Origin of the sequence: Paenibacillus sp. P32E, from assembly GCF_001909085.1 — a bacterium.
Classification (GTDB): domain Bacteria; phylum Bacillota; class Bacilli; order Paenibacillales; family Paenibacillaceae; genus Paenibacillus_AQ; species Paenibacillus_AQ helianthi.
The window spans coordinates 40328-66923 of sequence record NZ_LVYY01000076.1 but is presented as its reverse complement, the minus strand read 5'-3'; the positions used below and the strand labels follow the sequence as shown (position 1 = coordinate 66923).

The following is a 26596-nucleotide window of genomic DNA, read 5'->3' as shown; positions in this document are numbered from 1 at the left end:
CCTTTTGAAGAGTTTATTTTAAATAATCTTTTAATACCGCCCCAAGCTCGGCTGTATACTTGGTCAGCCTTAAGCTTATCTCTGTACGCATCACATCACGGGTCAGGCCAAAGCGTTCCTGATATCCCCGGCAAAAGATTTTGTAATACACCAGGAATTCCTCCTGTTCATCTGCCAGTACCCGGATATTCCGCTGCTTCAGCTCTTTTTGCAACTGATAGGTATCCCGCATGATACGGCGCTGGATGGTTTGACCGGCCATTAAATAGGCGCGTTTGAGGATATTGCCGGAGTTCTCGATCTCCTTCAGGCTTTTGCCAACCATTGTATCTATGTAAGGGAGCAAAATGAGGTCACGTACCATCGTCCGCTCTCCGATCGTTATCATTTTATCTCCGGGATCCCGCTGCTGCTCCTCGTACTGTTCCACATGCTCCGTCATAATCATCTTGGTTTTCCAGCGTTCGTTGCCTTCAAGTTTACTCATTTATAATGCCCTCCAATCTGTTCAGCTCTCTCCAGGGCAACTCCGGATTCAAGTAAAGATGATGCTCTAATAAGGGCCTGGTTTCCGTACCGGGCTTTAATTCCGTCGATGGCCCGTTCCTTATTGTAAGAGCGGACCCGGTCATCGAACAGCGTAAGCTGGACCACACGGTCATCCGAAAGGTGGGACAACGTGATGGCTAAGCGCCCTACAGGCAGTCCGGACCAATGGTCCACGAACAATTTCAGCGCCGCTGCGGCTACTTCATGCGTCAACGATGAAGGCTCGGGCAAGGTCATCTGGCGCTCGTAGGCGTGTGAACGCTCTCCGTCCGTCTCCAAAACGGAAACAGATACCACAGCCCCCATGTAACGATACCGCCGTGCCCGCTGGCACACCTCGATGACGAGCTCAAGCAGCACAACCTCGATATCTATAAGCCGGGTGTATAAATTCCAGCGCAGCGCCTTGCCATGCCCCACGGATTTGATCTGATGACGGATCCCCGTGACCACAGGGCTAGGATCTAGCCCACGCGCAGTTTGCCAGTAATATTCCGCCTGGATATCACTTTGCTTGCCCATAGTTATACGCATTCGTTGTTTAAACTCCGGCAGCTCCATCCGGGCAATATCTCCGATTGTGGATATACCCATACGCCAGAAATTCCTGGTCATTCTAGACGCCACCATAAACATATCCTGGACCGGCAGTCTCCACAGGGTGGACTCTAATTGGTCGAAGGTAAGTTCGTATATTCCCTCTTTCGTCTTTTTGGCATAATTATCTGTAGCCATCTTTGCCATAACTTTAGTAGATCCAATGCCTACCCGGGTCCAGACCCCTGTCGACAGCAGAACATGGTGCTGGATTTTTTGAATCATATATTTCAGTGATCCCCCAAAATAAGCGAGTGAGCCTGTGATATCCAGAAACTGCTCATCGATGCTGTAGGGTTCCACCAGATCCGTATAGGTCCGATAGATTTCTGATATCAAAAGCGAGACCTTAATGTAAGTTCCCATGCGGGGACGTATGACGATTAGCCCAGGGCATTTTGTCATAGCCTCCCCCACTCGCGATGCCGTTGTTACTCCCTGAGCTTTGGCAATGGGGCAGGCTGCCAGCACAATCCCGTTCATACGGGTAGGGTCTCCGATTGCGACAGGTTTATCCCGATGTTCGGGATGAGCTGCTTTTTCGACGCTTGCATAAAAGGATTGGCAGTCGGACAGTAAAATAACGCGATTCTTAGGCATAGCGCTTCTCCTCTACCCGCTGCCAAGCGAGAATATTAGCAACAATGAACACTCGAGGTGCCCCGGCGGCAAGACAATGGGCCCGGATCCGCCCGTCCCTGATTCCCAAAACCTCAATCTTCCGCTGAGATATGTTCCCCGACTTATCCATATATACAATTTCAATCATTTGACCGTTTCGAATCTGCATAAGATCCGCCTCCAGAACAGGAACATTTGTTTGTATTATAACCACGATCGAGATTTTTAAGCAATGGTAAAATAGAACAAACGTTCCTAATTCCCAGCAATCACCTAACTTAGGATGGCATATTAGGCCGGCAGAACTCTTACGCCCTTCACAAAGCAGGGAGCGCGCGCCGTTCATTACAACAACTGCATAAGTTTCCCCATACCAAATACCCCGCCAATTCTGGCAGGGTACAGGGGTTACTTAATATTTAATTTATTATCATGACTGCCTAATTTATTTGTAGTATGAAGTAGTCAGGGGGATAAAGACGGAGGAGCCCTCTTGAACATCCCCGGTTACAAAAAGTTTACTTACTCCCGAAATATTCACTTCTATCGTTATGAGTCCCTCCTCAGCGGTAATGTTCTGTTTCTTAAGCACCGTGTCGGTATCACTGTCTATAATGGAAAAGTCTTTAATATCGTCGCCGATCGCCGCAACCTGGAGATACAGCTTCTGATATTTTTTATTGGGGTAGAGCATGAAGGAAGAGCCACGGGTTCCATTGCCGTTATCGAAATGGACATCTTTATAATCCTTGTCTTTATACACCGTTTTGTCCGGATCTTTGGTGTGATAGGACGAATCAAATCCGGCAGCAATGGATACTCCCTCTGTTTGTTCTCCTAACAAGATGGTGTTGGCTGCGGCATTAAAATTAACGGTAACGCCTAACAGATCCGATACGGCTCTAACAGGTAAGTACGTTGTATTGTTATAAGTAATCGGAGCTACGACTGCACCGCTGCTATTCTTAAGCTGGACGGGCTGGCCATCGACCTTGAATTTGATTCCGGGATTGAGGAAAGCCTTGATCTCTTGCAGGTTGGCACCGGCATATACACCTGTCCCCATCCCTCCAAGTACAGCAAAAACAGTTAGCGCGGCTGTTATTTTCTTTTTCACTTGGTCAAACTCCTCTCCGATATTTCAAATTTCGATTTCCTATATTGGAAGTATAATGAATCATCCCCTGGTATGCAATATTTTCCGGGTCTCTCCTTTTCGTAGCTGTATCAGAACCCAATATATGGTACGATTACAGTCCATAAAGATAATTACCATACTGCGGACGAACCTCTTTCGCGAGCCGCATAGCATATCTCAAATATTACGGGAGGTATGTTTTATGACACGGTTACTTGATGCAAGGACTTCGCAAAATGTAAGTATTGCCGGCAGCATGAATGGTGTGGGACTAACAGCCAACCAGAATGTGCTAATCGGACAGATTGGACTAACCACCGCAGGAGCGGAAGGTCCAATCAGAGTACAACTTAACGGTGTTGCATCTTTTTTTGTGTTTTCAGGAGGATTTATCACGTTAACCCTGTTTGCAGTTAGAGGGAGTATAGCTACTGATCCCCTAGTCGCTTCAAATAGACTTCAATTAAATCCCGGGGCAACAACACCGACTAATTTATTTCCGCTTTACTTAATATGCTCTGATTACAATCCCGCTCCAGCAGATGAGATCATCTATTCCTTATTTGTGAACAGCTCGATAAACGTTAACCGTGTAGGTCCCGAAAGTTTCAATGGATGCGCCTATTCAGATTAGGTAATTTCTTGAAAAGAAGAAATCCGCCAGCCTATGGCTGACGGATTTGGTCTGTCGATGCAGCATCGACGCTTACAGCAGAATAGTCTTCGAGATGATTACCAGCAAAATAAACAGAACCAGGATTGCACCGGTAGAAGTAAATGCACCATATCCGCCGCCGTATCCGCCAACATTTTCACCCATAATGTAATTCCTCCTTAAAATAGAGTACGGCTTAGGATATGCGGATTTCACCCCTGCGCTTGGGCATACCGGTAAAAGATGTGCTTCAGCGGTTGGTAGAAATTAAATAATAACAAAGATGTAACTTTAATGACTGTTAAGGATTGCCAAGGAGGTTTAATAATAAATACATAGTATTTTAGAGATAGCGGTAAGGGAAGTGAAAGATATGAAGAAAAAGGACATCCAGCTTGCACTTGTTGCCAGCATATGTCAACGTGTCCATCTGGTTAGCGGAGAAACGTATACTGGAAAATGTGAAATCAATCCGGCTGCCGACGTTTTGGAGATTATAACGAATGAGGGACGGCTTAAGCTCCCCTACTGGACCATAAAACGTTTCGTACAGCTTTAACCCTGAGGTGAAATTCATGAGCAAATCCAAACGTTCCGATCAGGCCATCGTCTCCCTTTTACTCGGTCTGGCTTCTTCTTTGATTATCGCCTTTTTTGTCATCCGCTATATTATTCAGCATGTCTCGTTTGCCCCTTAAGCTCCACGAACCGTCTCCTGATGGAGAGTACACCATAATTCATCCAGGTCATAAAATCCACCTCGTGTACACATCACGCATACGATCCGCATTGCCGAATTTGGCGTAATATTAAAAAAAAGACCCTGCCGCTAACCGGCAAGGCCAAGTACATACAACAGGTGTTACTTCTACTATAACGCATAATTATTAAGAGAGTGTATGAACCCCCGGCTTCCTTTTAACGTAATGATGAAGATATTTATTAAACGGAGATGATGATTTTGCAGCAGGAAAACAGGATTTGCCCGACATGTGGAGGCAGCCATTTCACGAAAGGAGTAATGAAAAGCAGTAATGCCAACGTTAGACCGATCGGCAAACCTTTTTCATTTGGCTCTCCGGTGATTTTCACCTTTTGCAAACAATGTGGCGAAGTCGCTTCCATAAAAATTGAAAACCCCGAGAAATTCTAACCTGCTGCTCAGCTGTCATTCTCTGTCCGAAGTAAATCGATTCCTTGTGTAAGGATAATCTGATTACCTGGCCGATCTGCCCAGAAGATTGAATCTCCCACTCTCTCCACACCTTGACCCGCACCATAGGTTGGCGGTTTAATTCTGTTCACAAATTTGAATTCATGACCGTCGAACCTGTAATGATCCATGCCCTGAGCATATTCCTTGCCATATTCATTCGATCCATGGAGATTGGCATAGAGATTATCTTTTATAAAAAAGATTCCCTGGTAACCGCCCTCACCACCAAATTGCCCTGACAAAGGGTATACCGCCTGTTGGTGAAAATCCCTGTCAAATCTTTTTATTTCATTTCTATCATGATAGACCACCCAAAATGATCCTTTATACTTGGCTATGGATTCTGCTGTACCCTGACCGATATTATATTGCTCAATTTGCTTCAGATCTGAAAGTCTATACTTCACAATTCGACTAATCCGCTCCTCTTCCGGCGGAGAGGCGTTGAAGTTATAAACAGTAGCGTACAGAAATTTATTTGAAACCAAACAATCTCCAAAGGACATGAAGCGTTTCTTGCCGTCTTTGCCTGTATAAGCATTTTTCTTTTCCGTTATGTATTTCCCAGCCACTCCATACACTGAAATTGTATTGGAAAGAGCAAAGTCTCTATCCCGGTCCGAAGTGATATAAATCCTTTTTTCATCTGCACCTACGCCTTGCCATGCGCTGAAAGGATTTCTCATTTTAATCGCAGTAATTTTGTCATGATAAGCATTTGCCTGGGAATTCACAGCAAACCATCCGCTGATCCCAGCAATTACACAAGCTACAGTCATCATTCTTCTCACAGGAACTACCTCTTTTTTTATTTTAGAATATACGGTAACAACAACAGCCCGAGTCCAACAGCTGCAAAAATGGCTGCACCCATAGCAGAAACTACAAAGTAGGCTCTAGGCGGCTCCTTCACTGCTTTCCAGCCCTGGGTAATCCGCCAAAAGGAGTAAGGCCGGATTGCAGCATAGGCTGCCGCCGCCGTCCAGACTGCAAGAAATGCTGTGAATACCCATGAAATAGCGTTTGGCATTGAACCACTCCTCCTATTCATCCCATCAGCCACTAAGAAAAGGCCATACTCCGCATAAATACCCCCGCCTCTTCAGGCAGGGTCCAAGCTTCCATCCGGTGTAATCTCACTATAGCCCAAATGGAACAATATGTAAATGGGGAATCGGCGTTTCATTCCCGTCCGCGACCAGGGTCCTCTCTGCCTCTCATTAATTTCTTGATTCAGGTGATTGATTTCTGCAGGATTTTATCTTACAATGGGTTCATAAACGCGCGTTTACGTAAAAAAGGGGGGCACTATGCGCAGCGAAGATATAGCAAAGCTCGCCGGGGTATCCCGAAGCACGGTTTCCCGCGTGATCAACAACTATTCCAACGTCCCTGAGGAGACCCGGGCCAAGGTGCTGAAGGTCATTGAGCAGCATCAGTATGAGCCGAACAGCTTCGCCCGGGCTCTGGCCGGCAAGAAGACCGACACGATCGGACTTTTCGCTATCAGCATGAACGAGAAAGAGAACACGACCCGGATCTATCAGAACAATTACTTTGCGCCTTTCGTTGATGCCGTTGTCGACACTTCGAATGCCCGCGGCTGTTATGTGCTGATACACACCGTATATTCTCCGGACGATTTCCTGAAGGTGAAGCAGGCTTTCCTGCAGAAACGGATTGACGGCGGCATTATCGTCGGCACCCAGAAGGATATTGATATCGTGCGTGAGATGGTCAGTCTTGAATTTCCGCTTGTGCTGATCGATTACGACATTTCAGAGATTATGTCAGAGCATCTCGACCGCAACCATCTGGCTATCGTGAATTCCAAGGACTACGAGGGTACGGTTGAAGCCATTGAGTACCTGATCAGCCTGGGCCATGAAGAAATCGGCATGATCTGCGGCCGCATGAACACCTATTCCGGGCGGGAACGCTACATGGCCTACGAGGATACGCTGAAGAAGCACGGACTGGTGCTGAATGAGAGATTCGTCCTGAAGGGTGATTTTCTCAAAGAAACCGCCTATGAAGAGGTCAAGAAGCTGCTTGCTTCCGGTGAAGCTCTGCCGACCGCCTTCTTCTCCTCCAACGACGATATGGCTATCTCTGCGATGGAAGCGTTCTCTGAACATGGGATTTCCGTACCTGAGGACATCTCCATCGCCGGCTTCGATGATGTGCAGATGGCCTCACGCATTCATCCCAAGCTGACCTCCGTCCGTCTGCCGATTTACGAAATGTCCAAGGCTGCGGTTGAGAAAGTAATCGAGCTGTGCGATTCCCGTCAGCCGACCTTCAGCACCATCAGCTTCCCGGCGCGGCTGGTCGAAAGAGATTCCTGCCAGCCGCCAAAGAAGTAAGGCAATCATTGATTACCCAAGCAGAAACGGCTTATATTTCGAGAAACTCCCTTTCCCCCGAGGGAATTTTTTCTCAACCTTGTAAACGCGCGTTCACAATTGAAAGGAGAGTTTTCTCTAATGAAATTCGGAACCTTTGACGACACTCGCAAAGAGTATGTAATCAACACTCCCAAAACGCCTTACCCATGGATCAATTACCTCGGCAACGAGCAATTTTTCGGCCTCATCTCTAATACTGCCGGTGGTTACACCTTCTACCGCGATGCGCGGATGAGAAGACTTACCCGTTACCGGTATAACAATATTCCGCTGGACACAGGCGGACGCTACTACTACCTGTATGACGACGGTGATTTCTGGACCCCGGGCTGGATGCCGGTAAAACGCGACCTTGATTTCTACGAATGCCGCCACGGGCTGGGCTACACTTCCATTACAGGCGAACGCAATGGTATTTCTGTGAACCAGCTCGCTTTTGTACCAATGGGCCATAATGCTGAAGTCCATCGTCTGGTCGTTAAGAACACTGGCTCTGCGAAGAAATCCGTGAAGCTGTTCTCTTTTGCCGAATTCTGTCTCTGGAATGCCAATGATGATATGACCAACTTCCAGCGTAACCTCAGCACCGGCGAAGTTGAAGTGAAAGATTCCGTTATCTATCACAAAACCGAATACCGTGAGCGCAGAAATCACTACGCTTTCTACTCTGTAAATAAAGAAATTGCCGGCTTCGATACAGACCGCGAATCCTTCGTGGGTATGTACAATGGTCTGGACGCTCCGCAGGCAGTCGCTGCCGGTGAAGCCACCAACTCCGTTGCCAGCGGCTGGTCGCCCATCGGCTCCCATGCTCTGAACATCACGCTGGAACCAGGTGAAGAACAAAGCTTCATCTTCGTACTCGGCTACATCGAGAACCCTGAAGATGAGAAATGGGAATCCCTGAATGTCATCAACAAGAAGCCTGCACAGGCTGTAATCGAGCAATTCGCTACGGATGCTCAAGTGGATGCCGCCCTGGCTGTTCTGGCTGCACACTGGGATAACCTGCTGTCCAAATATCAGATTCAGAGCAGTGATGACAAGCTTAACCGCATGGTTAATATCTGGAACCCGTACCAGTGTATGGTTACCTTCAACATGTCCCGTTCCGCTTCCTATTTCGAATCGGGGATTGGCCGTGGTATGGGCTTCCGCGACTCCAATCAGGACTTGCTCGGCTTTGTTCACCAGATTCCAGAGCGCGCCAGAGAACGTATTCTTGATATCGCTGCTACCCAGTTCCCTGACGGCAGCGCGTACCACCAGTACCAGCCGCTCACCAAAAAGGGCAACAATGAAGTCGGCTCCGGCTTCAACGATGATCCGCTATGGCTGATCTCGGGAACGGCTGCCTATATTAAGGAAACCGGCGACTACTCGATCCTTGATGAGCAGGTTCCTTTTGACAGCAATCCGGATCACACAGCTACCCTGTTCGAACACTTGAAGCTGTCCTTCGAGCATGTAACGAACAACCTCGGACCTCACGGCCTGCCGCTGATCGGACGCGCGGACTGGAATGACTGTCTGAACCTGAACTGCTTCTCCACCGAGCCGGGCGAATCGTTCCAGACGACTGAGAATATCGCAGGCGGCGTAGCGGAATCCGTGTTCATCGCAGGTCTGTTCGTCTTCGTCGGACCGGACTATGCTGAAATCTGCCGCATGCGCGGACTGGACGATGTAGCTGCAGACGCGGTTGCGAAGATCGAGAATATGAGTGCCATCACTCTGTCACACGGCTTCGACGGCGACTGGTTCCTGCGTGCATATGACCACTACGGCGACAAGATCGGCAGCAAGGAGAACGAAGAAGGCCAAATCTTCATCGAACCGCAGGGTATGTGCGTAATGGCGGGTATCGGTGTTGAGAACGGTCAAGCTGCCAAAGCGCTGACTTCCGTTCAGGAACGTCTGGATACGGATTACGGTATCGTATTGCAGCAGCCTCCGTACTCCAAGTACTATCTGAACCTGGGTGAAATTTCTACGTACCCTCCGGGCTACAAGGAAAATGCCGGTATCTTCTGCCACAACAACCCTTGGATTATGATTGCTGAAACCGTGCTGGGCCATGGCGACAGAGCGTTCGATATCTATAAGAAAATCGCTCCGGCTTACCTGGAAGATATCAGCGAAGTTCACCGTATGGAACCTTACGTGTACTCGCAGATGATCGCTGGTAAAGATGCCGTACGCCACGGGGAAGCTAAGAACTCCTGGCTGACAGGTACCGCTGCATGGAACTATGTAGCGATCACACAGTCCATTCTCGGTATCCAGGCTGATTTCGCCGGTCTGAAAGTAGATCCTTGTATCCCTGCTGAGTGGGGCGGCTTCGAAATCACCCGCGTCTTCCGTGGAGATACTTATGTAATTCAGATCAAGAACCCGAACCATGTCTCCAAAGGCGTAGCCAGCCTCACCCTCGACGGCGCTGCTGTTGAAGGCAACATTATCGCTCCTGTCGGGGATGGTGCCGTGCATCACGTGGTTGTAGAACTGGGCTAATCCGCTTCCTGCTCCGCGGGTACAGCCTATCCATTTAAGAGTTTCACTGCGGGTCTTTTCCTTGTAAAAGGAGGGGCCCGTTTTTGTGCGAATCATACTTCATGGCGCTAGCCCAACAATGAAAACAGCGGCAAGCCAGGACGAATATAGTCCTAGACTGCCGCTGTTTTATTTGAGCCAATGTCCCCGTTAACCGAATGAACTGTTCGATGATATCATATTACAATTCTAAAGTTTTAAAGAGAAATGGTTTACCTTTTAGGTAATTTCTTATTATGGCTTGGGCATAAGGCTGTTCTTCCTTAAGCCCCTCTGTTTCCCTCGGGTCAGGGGCATGGTGACAATAATTTTCGATCATGACCATCACAGTAAAACTCTCCAACGCTGGGAGCCAGTCAGCTTCTAATCTCATAATGGTCTCGTAACCGTTAATTACTAATTCCCTTTGCAATGGATGCAGCCCTAGAATTGTATGAGCTATATCATAAAGATAATAACCAAATCCACATCTTCCAAAATCGATTGGACGGGGTTCACCATTATGAAAAACAATATTGCCTTGGTGCAGGTCCCCATGAATTAATCCATAATTTCTGCTATCTCTTTGATGCCGGGTAATCCAAGAGAGTATCCTCTCAGCGGCCAATTGATACAATTGGAACTCTACATCTGTCAGGAACCGATCATAATATTTATTCAAACGGTTCATAGCTCGCCTAAAGCTCTGCTCTCCCCAATTGGGCCGCACGAAATTAGGTGTCAACTCAAATTCCTGTGATGTTTTATGGAGTTGTGCTAAGAGAATCCCCTCTTTAAAGATTTGCTCATCAGCAAGTCCTCCACTCGCGTTCGTTCCCTCTACCCAACGCATCAACGAAGCGTAACTATAGTAACCATCCTCCAGATCGATTCTTAGAGTTTTGAAACCGTTGCGGTCTAATATTCCTTGGGGGATGGCAATATCAATCTTCTTATTCAAATACTCAAGCCAATCGATCTCAGATATTATTTCTTCTTCACTCATTCCCGAATGAATACGGAGTAAAAAGGATCCTTCCTTACTTGTATCAATTTGAAATGTACATGTATCGGAGAATTGGATAAAACGTATGTGCTCCCAGTCCAAGTTGTAATGTTGCAGCACCTTCAAAGCTGATAGCTTCGACTGCGAGATTGCCTGCTCTATTTCATTTTCAGATGCCATCATAAATAACCCGCTCATCACCTTTCTTCAACACTGGGTACACCATTAGAGTTTAGTACATATCGGGATAATTCTCCTAAATCATCAAGAATCACGTCCGCATCAACATAACCTGAAGTATCTGTTTCATTTCGTTTCCAAGCTGCCTTCATACCAATCCGCCCAACTCTGGTGGACGACGAAAAAGTGTTGCCTGCTCAAAACTATAGGCGATGCTGATTAGCGTGGGCTCACTGAAAGCCCTCCCGGAAAAGACAACACCAAATGGCCCCTGCGTTGAATCTCCATCCGCATCTATTGTTCCTTTTGCTGAATAACCGGCGGGCACGGTAATAAGTGGATACCCTAACCGGGCAGCTATATACATACCATCAATGTCACCGGGTAACATTAATGCGTCTAAACCGTGTTGATCGAGTGCATTGTCAATCCCTTGCGCTACAGCCAGATGATTATATTCTTGACGCTTAAGCTGATAGGTTGTCTCGATTAACGCATTTTGTTCCGAGCGAATGAGATTATCTTGGCCAAATTTCAATGCGGACGCAGCGTGTTTCTGATTATATTCAATCAGTTCTTGAAGAGAATGCACGGGGATATCCGGGTTCAATTTCGATAAATAGCGATTCAGTCCTGTTTTGAATTCGTAGCAGATTACCTCATTGTTCCATGAATGCTCCTCCAAATGGAGGTCCACAGGATCGATAACTGTAGCACCTTGCTCACGCAGAACTTCAATGGTGGCTTCCATGATAGAAAGTCTTTCTTCATCCAATGACCGATAGTAATGTCTGGGAATCCCAATACGGGCTTTACGCAGAAAGTCCCGGTCGAGATAAGCTGTGTAATCATGAAAAGTACGATGCGGACTATTCCATGTTGCCTTATCGTTTTCGTCAACCCCGGCGATTGTCCCGAGTAAAGTCGCTGCATCAGTGACTGTCCTGGAAATGGGTCCTGGTGTATCCTGACTTATGGAGATCGGGATAATACCGCTGCGGCTCGCAAGCCCTACCGTAGGCTTTATTCCGACGAGAAAATGTTGGCTGGCCGGCCCAATAATCGAACCCGCGGTTTCTGTTCCGATCGCTGCTGCCGCCAGGTTTGCTGCTACCGCTGCAGCCGATCCTGAACTTGACCCGCTGACGAAGAGCTTGCCGGGTCCATACGGATTCAATACATACCCGCCTCTGGAACTGTATCCAGCCGGCATACGGTTAGACATAAAATTCGACCACTCAGTCATATTGGCCTTACCTAGAAGAACTGCGCCGGCAGCGCGGAGCTTTGCGGCAATGAACGAATCTTCGGGAGCAAACGACTCAGCTAATGCGATTGAACCAGCGCTCGTATGCATCCGGTCATGCGTATCGATGTTATCCTTAAGCAGGAGTGGAATTCCGTGCAGCGGCCCTCTACTACCTGTTGAATTTCGCTCAAGGTCAAGATTCCTGGCTATTTCAAGCGCATCCGGATTGATCTCTAATACGGCATTGATCAAAGAATTATAACTATGTATGCGTTCTATATATGCAAGTACGAGGGCTTCGGATGTACACTCACCCGAAGACATTGCACTTTGCATGCTCACCATATCGGCTTCCAGTATCCAAGCTTGTAAGTTGATGCGCATATATCTAAATACCCCCACTACTGGTATATTTTCGTACAACCGTAATGGTAACATGCTGCCTTGCCAAGGGTATAGGGAAAGTTTTAATTAAATAATAAAGTATCGTTATCATAAGCTTCTGGACCTAACAAATACAAGTACAAAAACCACCCGTTCGTCCGCTGCTCAGCGGTACGCCGGGTGGTTGAGGTTATTTGGAAATTGTCTGATGCACACAGTTCAGAACATGCCCTAGCAGTCTACGCCTTGCTTTCCGGGATCCACACCTTCATCTCGCCGCTGCCGCGGTTGCCCCACAGGTAATAGGGAATGGCTGTGATCTCTGCGGCTGCCACAGGTGCCTTCGCTTTGCTGTATAAGCCTCCGCTCCAGCCTGCCTGCTCTATCCGGCTGCCTTTGCCTTTTACCACTACTGCACCACCCAACAGCGAATCTTCAAAGTGCTCAGTGAACGAAATTGCTCCATCTATCGCAATCGAGCTCAGCGGCGCGCCGTTATCGGCCTCCTCCAGGCAATAGACCAGCGGGCCCCGCTGGATGGCTGTCTTCCCGGCATCTGCACGCAGCTCAGGATGGGCGTAGACCCGGTGCGCTTCCATAGGCAGCTTCAGCTCGACGATATCCCCGGCGTTCCAGACTCTGCGGATCACGCAGTACCCCTTCGTTAGGTCCTCATCCATATTAAGCTTTTCGCCGCCCACCCGGATCTCCGCGCCGTTGCTCCAGGAAGGAATGCGCAGAGCGATGCCGAACTCTCCCGGCTGAGCCGGATTCACCTCCAGCGTGACTGTTCCTTCCCACGGGTAGCTGCTCTGCTGACTGACCCTTACTTCTGTTCCGCCCAGTGTTGTCTTCAATTCACTGCCAATGTACAGGTTGGTATACAGCGTGTCGCCATGAACCGTATAGATATACTGATTCAGCGAGGTCAGCAGACGGGCCACATTCGGAGGGCAGCAGGCGCAGCCGAACCAGCCCTGACGCTCGGATTTCACATGATGTTTATCCGGATTGCAGGTACAGGCCTTAGGCCATACCTCAAGCGGATTCACATAGAAATAGTGTTTGCCGTCCTGCGCCATAGAGCCAAGAACGTTATTATAGAGCGCCCGCTCCATCACATCCGCATAGCGCGCATCCGGGTCCGCTTCGAGCATCCGCCGGGCAAAAAAGATCAGCCCGATTGAAGCGCAGGTCTCTGCATAAATCGTGTCATTGGGCAGGTCGTAGTCGAAGGTGAAGGCCTCACCCTGATGTGTGGAACCAATACCTCCGGTAATATACATCTGCTTGCCCGTCATATTGTCCCATAATCTCACACAGGCATCGCGCAAGGCTTCATCTCCGGTGATCGCCGCCAGATCTGCCATCGCCGTATACATATAGACCGCCCGGACGGCGTGCCCCACCGCCTTACTCTGCTCCCTCACCGGGAGATGGGCCTGATTATAGGCTGGATCCATGCTGTCTGTCGGTGTTCCGCTCCAATGCGTGACCCGGTCACGGGCTTCCCATTCCTGCCGCAGGAAATTCGGCTCCTGGCCTCTCTGATCAATAAAAAAGCTGCTTAGCTTCAGATATTTCTCCTCACCTGTCAACCGGTATAGCTTCACCAGGGCAAGCTCGATTTCCTGATGTCCGTCATAGCCCTTCAGCTTGCCTTCCTCCGGTCCAAATATGGAATCGATATGATCGACCATCCGGCGCATGATATTCAGCAGCTTGTCCTTGCCCGTCGCTTCATAATAAGCAACCGCAGCTTCAATAAAATGGCCTGCACAGTACAGCTCATGACAATCCTGCAGGTTCGTCCAGCGTTTGCCGGGTTCCTTAACAGTAAAATAAGTGTTCAGATAGCCATCCGGCTGCTGCGCTTCGGCGATCAGGTCAATGACCACGTCAGCCCGGGATTCCAGTTCCGGGTCACGCTTCAGACGGAGCGAGTAGCCTACCGCCTCCAGCCACTTGGCGACATCGCTGTCCTGGAACACCCAGCCGTGAAACTGCCCTTTTTTTCTCCCCGCGGCAATTTCGAAGTTGGCAATCGCATGGCTCGGCTCCGCATCCGGTACACGGTCATGAAGCGCTTCATATTGATATGGAATGACCACATCCTGCACCAGACGGATATAACGACCCCAGAATTCATCCTGAATGGTTACGGACGGTTGGCCCGCTGCTTGATGAATCTCCGATATTTTGTTCATGTTCCACTACTCCTCCATGTTTATTTTCTTCTCGCTAATTGCAATTATAGACGGTAAAATAAATAAAAAACAGGATCAGAAGCAACCCTGTTTTTGTACTATTTCACACTAGGATATTTGCAGTGTGTCCAACAAATAACCGATTATTAAGGAGCAGAAAATGGCACATAATCCATCCTATATTCATCTGGCGGCACCGCCCTTTCCGTATTTCCTGGAAGGCGACCGTACCTTGTATCAGCCGGGGGATCAGCATCCCAGCCGCAGCCGCATGGGAAAATTCGATCTGCTGCTCGTTGAACAGGGCTGTCTGTTCATTGGGGAAGAAGATAAACAGTGGGCGGTGCCGGCTGGGTATACTCTTCTCCTGCTGCCCGACCGCTACCATTATTCGGTCAAGCCCTGTGAAGAGACAACTTCCTTTGTATGGCTGCATTTTCACACCGTAGGTGAATGGATTGAGGCCGAAGGTGAACCGGTATATGCCAGCCGGGAACATCACTTCCAGCAGTTCCTCACCCACCCCTATACCATCCGTGTGCCGCAGTTCGGTCCGCTGCCTGATCCCTTGGAGCGGAGCGGCCAGGCCGAGCTGCTGCTTCAGCTGAACCGTGGAAGACGTTCCAGCGCGGTATGGCAGCAGCAGCGCATCTTCGAGGATATGCTGCGGATGCTGGATCTCGCGCAGCAGGATACGGGAGGAAGTCCTGCCGCAGAGATTGCCGAGCTGACCGAAACCTATCTGCGTAATCACTATTCAGAGCCGCTGACCAATATCAGCCTGGCGGATGCGCTGCATTTCCACTATAACTACCTGACCCGCTGCATGAAGCGGGTCTACGGGCTGACTCCCATGGAATATTTAACAGATTACCGGCTGGAGCAGGCCAAACTGCTGCTGCTCAAGACGGAGATTCCCATCGCCGGCATTGCCGAACGCACCGGGTTTGAGAGTACGGCCTATTTCTCGCGGCGTTTCGCCCACAAAGTTGGCATTTCACCGCTGCGCTTCCGCAAACGTTATTCCCGCTAAACTCCGCGTCCTGGAATATTCCGGCTCAGCTAGAAGAGGCGAAGAATGCGCCAAAGATTAGGAAGCAGGACTAGCGTCCCTCCCCGCTAACCCGGAATTCATGCAGGTCCCGGTTATAGGACAATCCCCGGATTCGGACGGAGTGGGGTGTATAGGCTCTAATGGGCCCCCCGGGCTCCACAATCCCTGCTCCGCTTTTTACGGCTACAGTTACATTGATCTCCGACAGCGCGGCAGCCAGCAGCTCCATATCACTCACCAGCACTTTATAGATAAAGCTCATTCGTATCACTCCTGCCTTGCGTGTAAATTTCAAGTATGCTTGTCATAAGGCTTCGTCACCCGAATAAAACTTCTTCCGCCGGACATGCTAAATTACGTTCATAATCTTATTGTAGAGGGGTATGTAATCATGGGAGTTCTTAACGGCAATCCTAAAGACGAACCTTTGCACTACGGCGAAATTTTCAATCTCTGGACGTTCTCGGCTGCAGCCAAAATGGCCATATCCACTTATCAGGCTTATCATTACCATGCCGGGGACAAGGATCTCAAAAAAATCATTGATGACCTCATGGATCAGGCCCAGCATGAAATCAAAGACTGTGACAAGCTGCTGAAGAACAATGGGTTTACACCTCCGCCATCTCTGCCGGACCGCCCCTCTGTCAAGATGGAGGATATTCCGGCTGGAGCCCGGTTCTCCGATCAGGAAATTGCCGCAGCCCTTTCAAGCGGTGTCTCACTGAGTCTCGTCGTATGCAGCCAAATCATGGGCATGTCCATCCGCGAAGATATCGGTATGATGTTCATGAAGATTCATGCACAAATGGCTGCACTCGGCTTGGCTCTGCTGAAGCTCAACAAGGAGAAAGGCTGGCTGGTCCCTCCCCCGCTCGAACTCAAGAAGCGGGAACCCGTTCACGCCTAAGATTTCAGACTGTTTATCCTGCGCAAGCAGGATTTTTTGCTTTTCAGCTATTTTTTTCCATGGATGCGCATATTCATTAAGACATGTTCTCCCTGAAGACATGCCTTAAAATCTGGAGATGTTGAATATGCGATTTTTACCAAAGTATGCCATCATCCTGCTGTCCAGCTTGCTGATTGCCGCAGGCACGAACTTCTTTCTGGTTCCCTACAAAATACTTGATGGGGGAATTATCGGCATCGCCCTCATTATTAATTATATTTCCGGAGCAAAAATCGGACTTGCCATCGTCTTTTGCAGTCTCCCGGTCTTTTTGCTTGCCTGGATCAAAGAGCGGGATATCTTTTACAGCAGTGTGATGGGGCTTATGGTTTCCTCCTTTCTGATTGAGCTTCTGGGACCGCTTCAATACTACTTTCTGTATTATGTGGAGCTTGGTTCGATCTCCAGCGCGATCATCGGCGGGTTCCTGATGGGCAGCGGTCTTGGGCTCATGCTTCGCTTCAATGCGAGCACAGGCGGTACCGATCTGCTGGCCAAGTTCATGAAGCGCTACATTCCGCTTAATGTGGGGGTCATCATTTTTCTGACGGATATGCTGATTATTGGTGCAGGCGGCCTGCTGATCTCCAAGGAAACTTTTTTTCATTCCATCCTGACCATCCTCTCCGGCGGAGTGGCAACCGGTCTATGTACCCTTGAAGACGGAAAGCAGAACTAAATACACATATACACGATCATACGTTCCCATTATAATAAAAGCAAGACCCTGCGCCCGCTGTACAGCAACCAGCCGCTGGTCGATGCGGAAGATCCCACACGGCGCAGCGGCATTGGGCCGGCAAAATCGGCGGCTGCAGCGAGGAAAAGCGCTATTGCAGCATGGACAACAACAGCCGGGGAATCGCAGCGAGTGCAGCTGCTTCTATCTGCACATCGCAGATCATCACATCCGGCCGCACACGCAGAAGTTCATCCCTCGCTTCAAACGGATCTCCCACCTTCGGGCGGACCACCCTCTTTGGGCTTCTTCTCCCGGGCCGGCACAAACGGAAGCTTCTGCTCAGGAGCCGATAATTCAATCGTCTGAGGCGCTGTCTCAGGAGCTCCATGCAGAGCCGGAAGAACAGCAGCTGTATTCTCCGTTTCGAGCTGTTCCATAGCCATTTCACTTACATAAGGAGCATTTCGCAAAAATGCCGCAACCGCTTCCCCGCATTCCTGTGTCTCCAGCACAATTACAAAACCATCCCGGCGGATCACCTCTGCGCTGTCAGGGTTCTCTATAATATCTTCAGGCAAGTAGGTAAAACTGCAGTCCATGGTCTCACCTAGTTGATGAATTACCGTGAATGCGCGGATATTCTCCAGCTGACAGTTCTCTTCAAAACGCAGAAACGCTTTGAAACGCGCGGATGCCCCTTTGGACAGATCAGCTTCAGAGTGTACAATGTCCGTTCTCAGTGCTATTTCCTCCGGTGTCCTCACCTCTAATCTACCGGCAGACCCGGTTTTCAGAAACTGTAAATAGGCTTTCAGTTCTTCAGCCAGCAACGCACAGTCTCCGTCTGCGTGATCTCCATTCTTGATCTTGATCGTCTCCAGCTTGGTAAAATCAATACCTTGCAGAATGAGGTCCGACAGCTCAGATGCATTATATGGAGCATCGGGGTGGACACGCAGATAAGAACAAATCTTCCATAATATGGACCAAAGAAGAAATATTCGTATAACCCATCACAGCAGCGAGCCTTTGATTGTATGCATAATCCGGAAGATAAGGTTAATATTCTCAGGTTGAAGGGTTTCGTGCTGCTGCAGCGATTGCAGGGTCTCAAATATAAACAAATCAAGCAGTGAATCCTCCGGAAAAGAGCCTGACATTGTATTCTCCTTTCGGCCCATCAAGTGGGAAGTGTTATCAGATTCTGTGATATTTCTCCATTTTTTATATCGAAAAATGGAAATAAAAAGTGAATATCTATTTCAATATTTTAATAAATTTTTATTATTTAAGTGAACATTATGAATATAGGTTGATCTTTTGAGAAATTGCAGCGACAATCGAATATATAACACTCCAGGGGAGGATCGAACGAAGTTGGATAGCACAAGCAACAACAGCAATACTTCTGCGCATGATATTATCGACCTGTGCCTGCTTGCGGGCAAAATCATGCTGCAAAGCGGTGCGGAAACCTACCGCGTGGAGGACACCATGAGCCGAATGGCAGCATCGCTCGGTTTTCCGGGAGCACACAGCTATGTGACGCCAACCGTCATTATGTTCACCACCAGCCGGACGGAACCGGTGAAGCTGTTTCGTATCGCGGAGCGGACCACAGATCTGCAAAAGGTATCCGAGGTCAACGACATCTCGCGGCGCCTGAGTGAACGCCAGCTTACCGCCAATGAAGCCCGTGAGCGGCTGGGTGTAGTGGACGATGCAGCTCATGCTTATCCGGCGTGGCTGCAGATTGTAGCCGCCGCCTTGACCGGGGCCTGCTTCACCGTGATGTTCAAAGGCAGTTTGTGGGATGCGCTGCCGGCCATCCTGGTGTCCGGACTGGGATTTGCCGCAGCAACATACCTTCACCGGCTGGTACAGATCCGTTTTTTCGCGGAATTCACTGCTTCCTTCCTGATTGGACTACTCGCATTCCTCTCCGTGAGGCTCGGTATAGGTCAGGAAATGGACAAGATTATTATCGGTTCGGTCATGCCGCTGGTGCCGGGACTACTCATTACGAATGCAGTCCGTGATCTGATGGCTGGACACTTAGTCTCCGGCCTCTCCAAGGGAGCCGATGCATTCCTGACGGCGTTTGCGATCGGAACAGGCATCGGGCTTGTGCTGTCACTTTTTTGATCCCCTATGTGAAAGAGGTTAACCGTTCATGATTTTGCAACTGATAACCAGCTTTATTGCTGCTGCCACCTTCTGCATTCTGTTTAATGCGCCGGTCCGAGCATTGATACAATGCGGTTTTGCCGGGATGGTGGGCTGGATGCTGTATCTGCAGCTTGATGAAAGATGGGATACTGTGGTCGCTACCTTCGCGGCTACGGTAGTGGTCGGGGTGATCAGCCAGGTCTTTGCCCGTATCTACAAAATGCCGGTCATTATCTTCAGCGTCGGCGGCATTATCCCGTTGGTCCCGGGAGGTCTGGCTTATGATGCCATGCGCAAGTTCGTCGAGAACGACAACAATCTGGCCATCCAATTTGCTGTTCAGGCTCTGCTCCTCTCTGGAGCCATCGCAACCGGACTTGTGCTCAGTGAAGTGCTCGGACAGATGTTCCGGCGAAAGCATGTCCGAAGCACTTAAGCCCGCCGCACTTGGCAAACCCATTACTATAGTTCGCTGCCCGAAACATAAAGAAGCTGCTCACAACGTCATGAAGATGACTAGTTGGAGCAGCTTTTTTTCTTATGCAAGGCGATAAGGTGAGCCTTAACTCCCCCTGTACCCCCATCAGATTATTTTTTGATAGCTTGCAATGTCCAGCCATCTGCCAAATTTGTTACCGATCTCTTTGAACAGCGCGCTTTGCTCATATCCGTGTCTGGTGAAGAGCCGGCGGCTTGGTTCATTATCTGAGCATACCGTTGCCACCAGAACATGAAAATCAAGCTCGGATGCCCGTTCCTCAATGAAGCTCAGCGCTTTGCCGCCGAGTCCTTGTCCACCGCTGCTGGGTCTCAGGTAGATGCTGATCTCACCGGAGGTATCGTAGGCCTGCTTGTTCTTATGTCTGGCAATCAGAACATAGCCCTGCATTTCACCGTCCTGCAGAATGGCGTAGGACTTGAAACGCGGGTCACCGCTTAACACCGACTCGCGCATAGAAGCCGAATCCAGCGGCACGGTGTGAAAAGAAACCGTAGTATTCAATACGTAATAATTATAAATATCTACTACTTCAGCCAGGTGCTCCTCCCCAATTTCCATAAAAGACAAACCGTTCGCTGCTATTCCCCCCATGATTAATCCTCCCAGATCGCTGTTTCCAATTGATCGACAAATTTGCGGAGCTTTCCGGCAATTTTCAGGTTAATGGCCCCGTTCTGATACATTTGCTGCACCGTATTCCGCTGTTCCTGAATCGCCTGCAGCTTCAGCTCAAGCTTCTGGTCATCGACAACGCCATCCTTAATCCAGCCGTCCCCCTCGATAAGCCGGGACTCCATCTGCTCATATTTGTCAATAACCTTCTGTGAAGCCAGACGGTTCTCTTCACTCATTCCGGCGCTAACGGCAGAGATGGCAGCCTGGCACATTGAAATCTTGGCCATACGGGCACTCTCGGCATTCTGCGCTGCCAGCCGCCCTTCATCGCCGTTCAGCCTGCCGGAGAATAACCCCGAGAACAAGCGCTGAATTTCAGTGAGCGAAAATTTGATCTGGGTGTCGAGCCGTTTGCACATCAAGGCTTCCTTGTGATCCAGCAGTTCTTCCATCTTCGATGCTACGGGAGCCGCGACGGAGCCGTTCTCGAGCATCCGGCGCAGTTCCGTACGCTCAGCAGCAATCGCATTCCGCTTCGCCTGGACCCCCAGCTGCCGGAAGTGTTCCGCTTCCGGATCGTCACCCATTTTCGGAGCGCACAGCTTATCAATTTTGTCTGTGAATTCCAGCAATACCGGCTGATTCCCGGGCAGCGGATTCTCCGAGACCAAGCTTCGCAGCATACTCATTCCAGCGTCAATCACTACCGATCTTGCCGACAGCTCCGAATTGACCGTAACACTCTCCACCACAACCGTGTCTTCCTCTTCCGCAAGGAGCGGCAAAAATATGCTTGCAATCAACAGTGACACTAGAATGACACCTGCCGCAAGAGCGATAATCAGGTCCCGCTGCGGGAAAGGTGAACCATCACCCAAAACCAGCGGAATCGAGAAGGCACCTGCCAGTGTAACCGCTCCCCGCACACCCGAAATCGATGTAATGAGCTGCGACTTTAGCGGAGATCGCGGTGTCTTGAGCCTCCGGCTCTCAAACAAAGAGTATGCATACACCCACAGAAACCGCAGCACAATCAGCAGCGCTGAGATCGCCAGCACATAACCGGCCACCATGAAGTTGTTCAAGGAACTATCGTTGTAAATCACTTGAACGACGTCCGGAACCGATACCCCCAGCATCAGGAAGACCAGACCATTCAGAACCAGCAGCAGCACCGACCACGTGCTTGCAGAGACAAGCTGGAGCTTGTATTGCGGCGATACAGCCCTGTCCTTCTCGATGGCATACATTACGCCCCCTGCCACTACAGCAAGAATGCCCGAGACGCCAATCTCTTCACTGACCAGATAAATAATAAAGGGCGTAAGGATCTGCAGAAGCACGTGAATGGTAACATCCTCCATACCGAAGCGGCGGATAAACACACTAAGCCGGATCAGCACAAATGACAGCAGCGCTCCAAGCAGCAATCCTCCAGCCGCGATACACACAAAGCTTATCGTCGCCTTGGGAAGCGAGAACATCCCCGTAACCGCCGCAGCAATGGCAAACTTGAAAGCGACCAGCCCCGATGCGTCATTCATCAGCGACTCTCCTTCAAGGATGCGGTGGATACTCTTTGGCAGATGCACCTTCCCGGCCAGCGCACTGACTGCAACAGCATCGGTAGGCGAGAGAATGGCAGCCAGCGCAAAGGAAGCAGCGAGCGGTATGGACGGAATCATCCAGTGGATGGCATATCCGGCGACAAATACCGTTGCAAAGACCAGCCCAAGGGACAGCAGCAGGATAGGTGCCCTGAGATTCCAGAGCTCGTCGCGGGGCGTCCGCCGCCCGTCATTGAACAGCAGCGGAGCAATAAACAGCACAAAAAACAGTTCCGGTTCAAAGGTCATATGGATTCCCGTCGGGAACGCGGCCGCAATAACACCCAGTCCAATCTGAATCAGGGGAATCGGCACAAATGGGATGAACCGGTTCACGATATTGGAGACCGCGATCAGTCCCAGCATTAACAGTACAGCAAGAAACGTCTCCAAACCCTCAACTCCCCTGATGTAAAATCATGTAATCGGCTTTACCATTGCTAATGGGTTAACCTACCTTTCTCGGGATGACCGTTGCTTCCCTCCTCTTCATATTCAAAAATATCCTCAATGCTGAGCTTGAAGTATCTTGCCAGCTTAAAAGCCAGAATGATCGACGGGTTGTATCTCCCATTCTCCAATGAGCAGATCGTCTGTCTCGACACCTCCAAGGCCTCCGCAAGCTCTTCCTGCTTAATGCCCTGCTGCTTTCGGATTGCCTCAAGCTTGTTCTTCATCGCTGTTCCTCCAGGTCATGTAAAGCTAGCTTTACATAGAACAATATCATTTTCACCGCTAAATGTAAAGCATGCTTTACAAAAAACTGAAATTGTTCATCGTTTAGATAGTTGACAAAAATATTTATTTGTGTTATAATATAATGTTTTGGATTTGAAACCACTTCAAAGTTTATGTATGATATGCATTAGCCTGACGGCACATTCTTATCTATTGTAATGGAGGGATATTATGCATATCGCCAAAGGAATTGAAATGCTGGAGATTACCGTGCCGGTGATGGGCGGAACAGACACGTTCTGCCCTGCCTTGATCTGGGACGAAGCAGGAGCTGTACTAATCGATACCGGAGTACCGGGGGCTGAACAGAAGTTCAAGGAAGCGGCCGCCGAAGCTTCTGTACCTTGGGACCTTGTGCGGACCATCCTGATCACACACCAGGATATCGATCATATCGGCAGCCTCCAGGCTCTCCTGGAACAGAGCCAATCCAAGATCACCGTATTCGCACATGAAATCGAGCGGCCTTATATCGAAGGCGACAAGATGCTGCTGAAGCTTACTCCTGACGCAGTGGCTGCCGCCGAAGCCATGATTCCGCCGTCAGTACCAGAGGAGTGGAAGCGTGCTTTTCTCCATGTACTGGCCCATCCGCCCAAAGGAAGAGTAGATCAGACACTCACCGGAGGGGAGTATCTGCCCATCGGAGGGGGAATTACCATCATTCATACTCCGGGCCACAGCCCTGGTCATCTGAGCTTATATCATCACGCCAGCCGTACGCTGATCGCAGCCGATGCACTGACCGTGCGCGGCGGCCAGCTCAGCGGTCCCGATGCGGCAGCTACACCCGACATGGCTACAGCGCTCCAGTCTCTGCACAAATTTGCTGAGTTTGAAATCGATCAGGTGATTTGCTATCACGGCGGCCTCTTCCGTGGTGATGTGAACCGGCGGATTGCCGAACTGGCCCAGGGAGACCATTAATTCCGTACTACGGGAGGGATGCCCCGGTAAACATAATAAGCAGGAGCGGGACCGTGTACACCGGTCTGACTCCTGCTTGTTATTTTAATAACGATCCAGCTTAAGGTTTGCGGTCATTTACTCAGGACTCCGAAACTACCGTAAACCGCTCACCGATATGCTGCGGCTGTTCGAGCTCATCCACAATGGCAATAGCATAATCCGCATAGCTGACATAGCTTTCGCCTTTGGAATTGGAGAGCAAATGATCCTTGCCTTTCTCATAGGCACCCGTTCTGGACCCTACGGCAAAGTTCGCAGATGGACTGACAAAGGTCCACTTCAAGTCCTTAGTGCCTTTGAGAATCTCTAGATTCTTGCCCTGGTTCAAGGCCGTTGGCTTCACAAAATCAGGGAATCCCGGGGTATCCACCACTCTCACGGTTTTGGCTTCATCCACATACAGGCTTCCCGCTCCGCCCACAACGATCAGGCGTGTATCCGGCGCAGCCTTCAGCGCTTCAATCAGCACATTTCCGGCATCCACATGCAGATGCTCTTCCCCAAATGGGGCGCCAAAGGCATTAACCACAGCATCAAAGTCCTTCAAATCCTCTCCTGTCAAAGCAAAAACATCTTTCTCCACGACTGCGGCCTTGCTGCCCGCTACTTTGGAGGCATCCCGGACGAATGCCGTAACTTCATGCCCCCTGTCCAGCGCTTCCTTGGTGATTTCGCTTCCTGCCTTGCCGCTTGCTCCAATAACTGCAATTTTCATGATAAGTACCTCCTAAGTATAGTAGTGCATCAGGCCAGCTGCAGGATATCCTGAACGATCTCCCGGTCCACATCCAGATCAAACTTGCGGCCCCAAAAGCATTCTGTTCCCTTTTGCCGGATTCGTTCGTAATCCTCAGCCCGGAGTGTTCTCGGGAATTCCGGTCCGGTGTCCCAATCGGTATAGCGTTTGATTTCATTAACAACCCTATGCTTAAAGCTGCTGTTCAAGATAATCGAATGAAAAAAGATTTCGTCTCCGCAAAAGGAGTTTTTAAACAAACGGACGTAACCGGGATTACTACGGATATACTCCAAAATGTACTCCATACACTCTCCTGTAACCGACATCCAGTTCGAACCCTTGTACAGGGCATCCGGCAGATTCTTCAGGCTGCGCTTCAGCACCGGCACCGACATCACCAGGTTAATGTACCGGTTGCGGATCTCCGAGACCGTTTTGGCCCGCGAGACGAGGAATCTCGGATAATACACAGACACTCTGTACATACACCCCCACATTTCCGCATCATTCGGCAGCTGTAGATGTTTGACGAACTCTTTACCCTGATTGTCCTTGAAAAAGTCAACGATCGTCCGGTTCGGAACCAGCGGCAGATCCTGCCCGCTTATAATATGAATATAATCGAAGTGCCCCTGCTCACTTATCAGCTCAAAGGATTTGAGGATGCACTCAATTTGACCGTAATGGCCCCACTGTACATCCACAGGCTGCTTCACAAAATGAATGTCTTCCCGGTGGATAATCTGCGCCTCGATCCCGCTTTTGCGGTCCACATGGAGAAAAAATTCCACATGTTCGTCCGTTAATGATTCCAGCAGCAGGTTGATCTGCTCCGGGTTCTTATGACAAAGGACAACATATGCCATTTTGAAATGATTCAAAACATCCATCCTTTCGCTCATTTATTTCCACATATTATAGGGGAATGCGCGAAGATGAACAAGTTTTGCTGTTCTTTACGGCTTCACCAGCAGCTTAACACCTATATTCCATGGGTCGATAACCGTTACTATGCCATCCGCCACATCCACTCTGTATCCGGCGGAACGCACCCGTTCAGCTACGGCATCACGTTCCGGAACACTTGGCAGCAGCAGGGTAAAATAGTCAATGCCCGCCGCATCGGCCGGTGCTGCCGGAGCACCTTGTCCTGCCCAAACGTTCAGTCCCATATGATGGTGATACCCGCCGGCCGAGATGAACATCGCCGCATCACCGTACGCAGCCGTCTGCTCGAAGCCCAGCGTATCGACGTAAAATCTCTTGGCCTCGCCAAGATCGCCCACATGGAAATGAACGTGCCCGATCACGGTACCTGCAGACAGTCCGGTCCATGCCAGACCTTCTGAAGCGGCCAGCAGACCATCCACATCCACCGGATCTGTTGTCATCACAACGTTCCCGTTGGCCTCATACTTCCAGGTATCCCGCGGACGGTCGCGATAGATCTCAATTCCGTTATTATCCGGGTCCTGAATATACAATGCCTCACTGACGAGATGATCGCCCTGGCCGACATGAATTCCCGAATCAATCAGATTGCGCAGCACCAGTCCAAGGCTCGGACGGTCCGGTACAAGAATGGCGAAGTGATACAGTCCTGCGGCAGAATTGCGTCGGAGCACCCGCGCATTCTCAATCTCCCGCAGGACCAGGAGTACATGCTGGCCGTCCGCCGTCATTTCCACTTCACGCCCAGTCTGGCGGAGCACCTTCAGTCCAACTACATTCTGATAAAAATCAAGCGAACGCTCCAAATCGCTTACCCGAATCTGCACAAGTCCAATTTCCAAAGTTTGCGGCAGTGTTGCTGCTGTTGTCATATAA

The 26596-nt window shown here is 49.7% G+C and carries 32 protein-coding genes; 11 read left to right on the top strand and 21 right to left on the bottom strand.

The features are described from left to right. Window positions 1–13: 13 nt before the first annotated feature. From A3848_RS29115 to A3848_RS29100, 4 genes are all read right to left on the bottom strand, one after another. Window positions 14–487, bottom strand: coding sequence for a YhjD family protein (locus A3848_RS29115; RefSeq protein ID WP_074088532.1), 474 nt, complete (start codon window positions 485–487; stop codon window positions 14–16). Further along, entirely contained in the window at window positions 484–1746 is a 1263-nt protein-coding gene (locus tag A3848_RS29110; protein ID WP_074088531.1) for a DNA polymerase IV, read from the bottom strand. Before A3848_RS29110 ends, A3848_RS29115 begins: the two co-directional genes overlap by 4 nt. Beyond that, window positions 1739–1936: a hypothetical protein gene (locus tag A3848_RS29105; RefSeq protein ID WP_074088530.1), complete on the bottom strand. Its 198-nt coding sequence runs from the start codon at window positions 1934–1936 to the stop codon at window positions 1739–1741. The genes A3848_RS29110 and A3848_RS29105 overlap by 8 nt, the downstream gene beginning before the upstream one ends. A 276-nt stretch (window positions 1937–2212) precedes the next feature. After that, window positions 2213–2884 (bottom strand): stalk domain-containing protein, encoded by a 672-nt coding sequence (locus A3848_RS29100; RefSeq protein ID WP_074088529.1) that lies wholly within the window; start codon window positions 2882–2884, stop codon window positions 2213–2215. A gap of 223 nt (window positions 2885–3107) precedes the next feature. Between A3848_RS29100 and A3848_RS29095 the strand changes: the two genes are divergently transcribed. Beyond that, window positions 3108–3539, top strand: a complete 432-nt coding sequence (locus A3848_RS29095) for a hypothetical protein (protein WP_074088528.1) — start codon at window positions 3108–3110, stop codon at window positions 3537–3539. A 72-nt stretch (window positions 3540–3611) separates the two neighbouring features. On the opposite strand, the gene A3848_RS32740 is transcribed toward A3848_RS29095, so the two are convergent. Beyond that, on the bottom strand, window positions 3612–3725 hold the full coding sequence (locus A3848_RS32740) for a YjcZ family sporulation protein (RefSeq protein ID WP_208619445.1): 114 nt from the start codon (window positions 3723–3725) through the stop codon (window positions 3612–3614). A gap of 208 nt (window positions 3726–3933) precedes the next feature. Between A3848_RS32740 and A3848_RS29090 the strand changes: the two genes are divergently transcribed. Further along, window positions 3934–4119, top strand: a complete 186-nt coding sequence (locus tag A3848_RS29090; protein WP_074088527.1) for a hypothetical protein — start codon at window positions 3934–3936, stop codon at window positions 4117–4119. A 16-nt stretch (window positions 4120–4135) separates the two neighbouring features. Continuing rightward, on the top strand, window positions 4136–4258 hold the full coding sequence (locus tag A3848_RS33260; RefSeq protein ID WP_256701823.1) for a hypothetical protein: 123 nt from the start codon (window positions 4136–4138) through the stop codon (window positions 4256–4258). Between the two features lie 244 nt (window positions 4259–4502). On the opposite strand, the gene A3848_RS32555 is transcribed toward A3848_RS33260, so the two are convergent. Genes A3848_RS32555 through A3848_RS29075 form a run of 3 tightly spaced genes read right to left on the bottom strand, consistent with a single transcriptional unit; the run spans window position 4503 to window position 5806 of the window. Beyond that, window positions 4503–4685, bottom strand: a complete 183-nt coding sequence (locus tag A3848_RS32555) for a hypothetical protein (RefSeq protein WP_178382102.1) — start codon at window positions 4683–4685, stop codon at window positions 4503–4505. 36 nt (window positions 4686–4721) lie between these two features. After that, a complete protein-coding gene (locus A3848_RS29080) occupies window positions 4722–5567 on the bottom strand; it encodes a hypothetical protein (RefSeq protein WP_074088525.1) in 846 nt (281 codons plus the stop codon). Between the two features lie 17 nt (window positions 5568–5584). Beyond that, a complete protein-coding gene (locus A3848_RS29075) occupies window positions 5585–5806 on the bottom strand; it encodes a DUF6199 family natural product biosynthesis protein (protein ID WP_074088524.1) in 222 nt (73 codons plus the stop codon). A 280-nt stretch (window positions 5807–6086) separates the two neighbouring features. Between A3848_RS29075 and A3848_RS29070 the strand changes: the two genes are divergently transcribed. Beyond that, window positions 6087–7142 carry a LacI family DNA-binding transcriptional regulator gene (locus A3848_RS29070; RefSeq protein WP_074088523.1) on the top strand — a complete coding sequence of 352 codons (1056 nt, stop codon included), beginning with the start codon at window positions 6087–6089 and terminating at the stop codon, window positions 7140–7142. A 120-nt stretch (window positions 7143–7262) separates the two neighbouring features. Next, window positions 7263–9698, top strand: coding sequence for a glycoside hydrolase family 94 protein (locus A3848_RS29065; protein ID WP_074088522.1), 2436 nt, complete (start codon window positions 7263–7265; stop codon window positions 9696–9698). Window positions 9699–9918: 220 nt separating this feature from the next. Here A3848_RS29065 and A3848_RS29060 read toward each other — a convergent pair whose 3' ends face one another. The 3 genes from A3848_RS29060 to A3848_RS29050 all read right to left on the bottom strand — a co-directional run bounded on the left by A3848_RS29060 (window position 9919) and on the right by A3848_RS29050 (window position 14742). After that, a complete protein-coding gene (locus A3848_RS29060; RefSeq protein ID WP_256702590.1) occupies window positions 9919–10902 on the bottom strand; it encodes a phosphotransferase enzyme family protein in 984 nt (327 codons plus the stop codon). 148 nt (window positions 10903–11050) lie between these two features. Continuing rightward, on the bottom strand, window positions 11051–12535 hold the full coding sequence (locus tag A3848_RS29055; RefSeq protein ID WP_074088520.1) for an amidase family protein: 1485 nt from the start codon (window positions 12533–12535) through the stop codon (window positions 11051–11053). 239 nt (window positions 12536–12774) lie between these two features. Continuing rightward, a complete protein-coding gene (locus A3848_RS29050) occupies window positions 12775–14742 on the bottom strand; it encodes a glycoside hydrolase family 127 protein (RefSeq protein ID WP_074088519.1) in 1968 nt (655 codons plus the stop codon). Window positions 14743–14902: 160 nt separating this feature from the next. Between A3848_RS29050 and A3848_RS29045 the strand changes: the two genes are divergently transcribed. Beyond that, window positions 14903–15775 carry a helix-turn-helix transcriptional regulator gene (locus tag A3848_RS29045; RefSeq protein WP_074088518.1) on the top strand — a complete coding sequence of 291 codons (873 nt, stop codon included), beginning with the start codon at window positions 14903–14905 and terminating at the stop codon, window positions 15773–15775. A 70-nt stretch (window positions 15776–15845) separates the two neighbouring features. On the opposite strand, the gene A3848_RS29040 is transcribed toward A3848_RS29045, so the two are convergent. After that, window positions 15846–16058 carry a hypothetical protein gene (locus A3848_RS29040; protein WP_074088517.1) on the bottom strand — a complete coding sequence of 71 codons (213 nt, stop codon included), beginning with the start codon at window positions 16056–16058 and terminating at the stop codon, window positions 15846–15848. A gap of 129 nt (window positions 16059–16187) precedes the next feature. On the opposite strand from A3848_RS29040, the gene A3848_RS29035 reads away from it, so the two are divergent. Together A3848_RS29035 and A3848_RS29030 are read left to right on the top strand one after the other, a co-directional pair. Next, a complete protein-coding gene (locus A3848_RS29035) occupies window positions 16188–16706 on the top strand; it encodes a DUF3231 family protein (RefSeq protein WP_074088516.1) in 519 nt (172 codons plus the stop codon). A 127-nt stretch (window positions 16707–16833) separates the two neighbouring features. Then, window positions 16834–17427 (top strand): YitT family protein, encoded by a 594-nt coding sequence (locus A3848_RS29030; protein ID WP_178382101.1) that lies wholly within the window; start codon window positions 16834–16836, stop codon window positions 17425–17427. Window positions 17428–17578: 151 nt separating this feature from the next. Here A3848_RS29030 and A3848_RS33255 read toward each other — a convergent pair whose 3' ends face one another. The 3 genes from A3848_RS33255 to A3848_RS32550 all read right to left on the bottom strand — a co-directional run bounded on the left by A3848_RS33255 (window position 17579) and on the right by A3848_RS32550 (window position 18611). Then, a complete protein-coding gene (locus tag A3848_RS33255; RefSeq protein WP_256702589.1) occupies window positions 17579–17707 on the bottom strand; it encodes a hypothetical protein in 129 nt (42 codons plus the stop codon). Continuing rightward, window positions 17691–18260 carry a hypothetical protein gene (locus A3848_RS29025; protein WP_074088514.1) on the bottom strand — a complete coding sequence of 190 codons (570 nt, stop codon included), beginning with the start codon at window positions 18258–18260 and terminating at the stop codon, window positions 17691–17693. The genes A3848_RS33255 and A3848_RS29025 overlap by 17 nt, the downstream gene beginning before the upstream one ends. 183 nt (window positions 18261–18443) lie before the next feature. Continuing rightward, window positions 18444–18611 (bottom strand): hypothetical protein, encoded by a 168-nt coding sequence (locus A3848_RS32550; RefSeq protein ID WP_178382100.1) that lies wholly within the window; start codon window positions 18609–18611, stop codon window positions 18444–18446. Between the two features lie 196 nt (window positions 18612–18807). On the opposite strand from A3848_RS32550, the gene A3848_RS29020 reads away from it, so the two are divergent. Next, on the top strand, window positions 18808–19575 hold the full coding sequence (locus A3848_RS29020) for a threonine/serine exporter family protein (protein WP_074088513.1): 768 nt from the start codon (window positions 18808–18810) through the stop codon (window positions 19573–19575). Window positions 19576–19603: 28 nt separating this feature from the next. Beyond that, a complete protein-coding gene (locus tag A3848_RS29015; RefSeq protein ID WP_074088512.1) occupies window positions 19604–20035 on the top strand; it encodes a threonine/serine exporter family protein in 432 nt (143 codons plus the stop codon). 147 nt (window positions 20036–20182) lie between these two features. Here the strand turns inward: A3848_RS29015 and A3848_RS29010 are convergent, their stop codons facing one another. From A3848_RS29010 to A3848_RS29000, 3 genes are read right to left on the bottom strand one after another with little or no spacing between them, the layout of a single operon-like run. Next, on the bottom strand, window positions 20183–20692 hold the full coding sequence (locus A3848_RS29010) for a GNAT family N-acetyltransferase (RefSeq protein WP_074088511.1): 510 nt from the start codon (window positions 20690–20692) through the stop codon (window positions 20183–20185). Window positions 20693–20694: 2 nt separating this feature from the next. Beyond that, complete coding sequence (locus A3848_RS29005; RefSeq protein WP_074088510.1) at window positions 20695–22716, bottom strand: Na+/H+ antiporter; 2022 nt, start codon at window positions 22714–22716, stop codon at window positions 20695–20697. A 47-nt stretch (window positions 22717–22763) separates the two neighbouring features. Further along, window positions 22764–23000: a helix-turn-helix transcriptional regulator gene (locus A3848_RS29000; protein WP_074088509.1), complete on the bottom strand. Its 237-nt coding sequence runs from the start codon at window positions 22998–23000 to the stop codon at window positions 22764–22766. 232 nt (window positions 23001–23232) lie between these two features. Between A3848_RS29000 and A3848_RS28995 the strand changes: the two genes are divergently transcribed. Beyond that, window positions 23233–23988 carry an MBL fold metallo-hydrolase gene (locus A3848_RS28995; protein ID WP_074088508.1) on the top strand — a complete coding sequence of 252 codons (756 nt, stop codon included), beginning with the start codon at window positions 23233–23235 and terminating at the stop codon, window positions 23986–23988. A 121-nt stretch (window positions 23989–24109) separates the two neighbouring features. On the opposite strand, the gene A3848_RS28990 is transcribed toward A3848_RS28995, so the two are convergent. The 3 genes from A3848_RS28990 to A3848_RS28980 form a co-directional block, all read right to left on the bottom strand. Then, window positions 24110–24745, bottom strand: coding sequence for an NAD(P)-dependent oxidoreductase (locus tag A3848_RS28990; RefSeq protein ID WP_074088507.1), 636 nt, complete (start codon window positions 24743–24745; stop codon window positions 24110–24112). Between the two features lie 29 nt (window positions 24746–24774). After that, a complete protein-coding gene (locus A3848_RS28985; RefSeq protein ID WP_167374708.1) occupies window positions 24775–25650 on the bottom strand; it encodes a beta-1,6-N-acetylglucosaminyltransferase in 876 nt (291 codons plus the stop codon). A 75-nt stretch (window positions 25651–25725) separates the two neighbouring features. Next, window positions 25726–26592 carry a VOC family protein gene (locus tag A3848_RS28980; RefSeq protein WP_074088505.1) on the bottom strand — a complete coding sequence of 289 codons (867 nt, stop codon included), beginning with the start codon at window positions 26590–26592 and terminating at the stop codon, window positions 25726–25728. Window positions 26593–26596 lie beyond the last annotated feature (4 nt).

Excerpts from the sequence above, each read along its gene's own strand:
- A3848_RS29115 (WP_074088532.1), bottom strand. The coding sequence starts at position 487 with ATGAGTAAACTTGAAGGCAACGAACGCTGGAAAACCAAGATGATTATG.
- A3848_RS29110 (WP_074088531.1), bottom strand. The coding sequence starts at position 1,746 with ATGCCTAAGAATCGCGTTATTTTACTGTCCGACTGCCAATCCTTTTAT.
- A3848_RS29105 (WP_074088530.1), bottom strand. The coding sequence starts at position 1,936 with ATGCAGATTCGAAACGGTCAAATGATTGAAATTGTATATATGGATAAG.
- A3848_RS29095 (WP_074088528.1), top strand. The coding sequence starts at position 3,108 with ATGACACGGTTACTTGATGCAAGGACTTCGCAAAATGTAAGTATTGCC.
- A3848_RS32740 (WP_208619445.1), bottom strand. The coding sequence starts at position 3,725 with ATGGGTGAAAATGTTGGCGGATACGGCGGCGGATATGGTGCATTTACT.
- A3848_RS29090 (WP_074088527.1), top strand. The coding sequence starts at position 3,934 with ATGAAGAAAAAGGACATCCAGCTTGCACTTGTTGCCAGCATATGTCAA.
- A3848_RS33260 (WP_256701823.1), top strand. The coding sequence starts at position 4,136 with ATGAGCAAATCCAAACGTTCCGATCAGGCCATCGTCTCCCTTTTACTC.
- A3848_RS32555 (WP_178382102.1), bottom strand. The coding sequence starts at position 4,685 with ATGGAAGCGACTTCGCCACATTGTTTGCAAAAGGTGAAAATCACCGGA.
- A3848_RS29075 (WP_074088524.1), bottom strand. The coding sequence starts at position 5,806 with ATGCCAAACGCTATTTCATGGGTATTCACAGCATTTCTTGCAGTCTGG.
- A3848_RS29070 (WP_074088523.1), top strand. The coding sequence starts at position 6,087 with ATGCGCAGCGAAGATATAGCAAAGCTCGCCGGGGTATCCCGAAGCACG.
- A3848_RS29065 (WP_074088522.1), top strand. The coding sequence starts at position 7,263 with ATGAAATTCGGAACCTTTGACGACACTCGCAAAGAGTATGTAATCAAC.
- A3848_RS29060 (WP_256702590.1), bottom strand. The coding sequence starts at position 10,902 with ATGGCATCTGAAAATGAAATAGAGCAGGCAATCTCGCAGTCGAAGCTA.
- A3848_RS29055 (WP_074088520.1), bottom strand. The coding sequence starts at position 12,535 with ATGCGCATCAACTTACAAGCTTGGATACTGGAAGCCGATATGGTGAGC.
- A3848_RS29050 (WP_074088519.1), bottom strand. The coding sequence starts at position 14,742 with ATGAACAAAATATCGGAGATTCATCAAGCAGCGGGCCAACCGTCCGTA.
- A3848_RS29045 (WP_074088518.1), top strand. The coding sequence starts at position 14,903 with ATGGCACATAATCCATCCTATATTCATCTGGCGGCACCGCCCTTTCCG.
- A3848_RS29040 (WP_074088517.1), bottom strand. The coding sequence starts at position 16,058 with ATGAGCTTTATCTATAAAGTGCTGGTGAGTGATATGGAGCTGCTGGCT.
- A3848_RS29035 (WP_074088516.1), top strand. The coding sequence starts at position 16,188 with ATGGGAGTTCTTAACGGCAATCCTAAAGACGAACCTTTGCACTACGGC.
- A3848_RS29030 (WP_178382101.1), top strand. The coding sequence starts at position 16,834 with ATGCGATTTTTACCAAAGTATGCCATCATCCTGCTGTCCAGCTTGCTG.
- A3848_RS32550 (WP_178382100.1), bottom strand. The coding sequence starts at position 18,611 with ATGGGCCGAAAGGAGAATACAATGTCAGGCTCTTTTCCGGAGGATTCA.
- A3848_RS29015 (WP_074088512.1), top strand. The coding sequence starts at position 19,604 with ATGATTTTGCAACTGATAACCAGCTTTATTGCTGCTGCCACCTTCTGC.
- A3848_RS29010 (WP_074088511.1), bottom strand. The coding sequence starts at position 20,692 with ATGGGGGGAATAGCAGCGAACGGTTTGTCTTTTATGGAAATTGGGGAG.
- A3848_RS29000 (WP_074088509.1), bottom strand. The coding sequence starts at position 23,000 with ATGAAGAACAAGCTTGAGGCAATCCGAAAGCAGCAGGGCATTAAGCAG.
- A3848_RS28995 (WP_074088508.1), top strand. The coding sequence starts at position 23,233 with ATGCATATCGCCAAAGGAATTGAAATGCTGGAGATTACCGTGCCGGTG.
- A3848_RS28990 (WP_074088507.1), bottom strand. The coding sequence starts at position 24,745 with ATGAAAATTGCAGTTATTGGAGCAAGCGGCAAGGCAGGAAGCGAAATC.
- A3848_RS28980 (WP_074088505.1), bottom strand. The coding sequence starts at position 26,592 with ATGACAACAGCAGCAACACTGCCGCAAACTTTGGAAATTGGACTTGTG.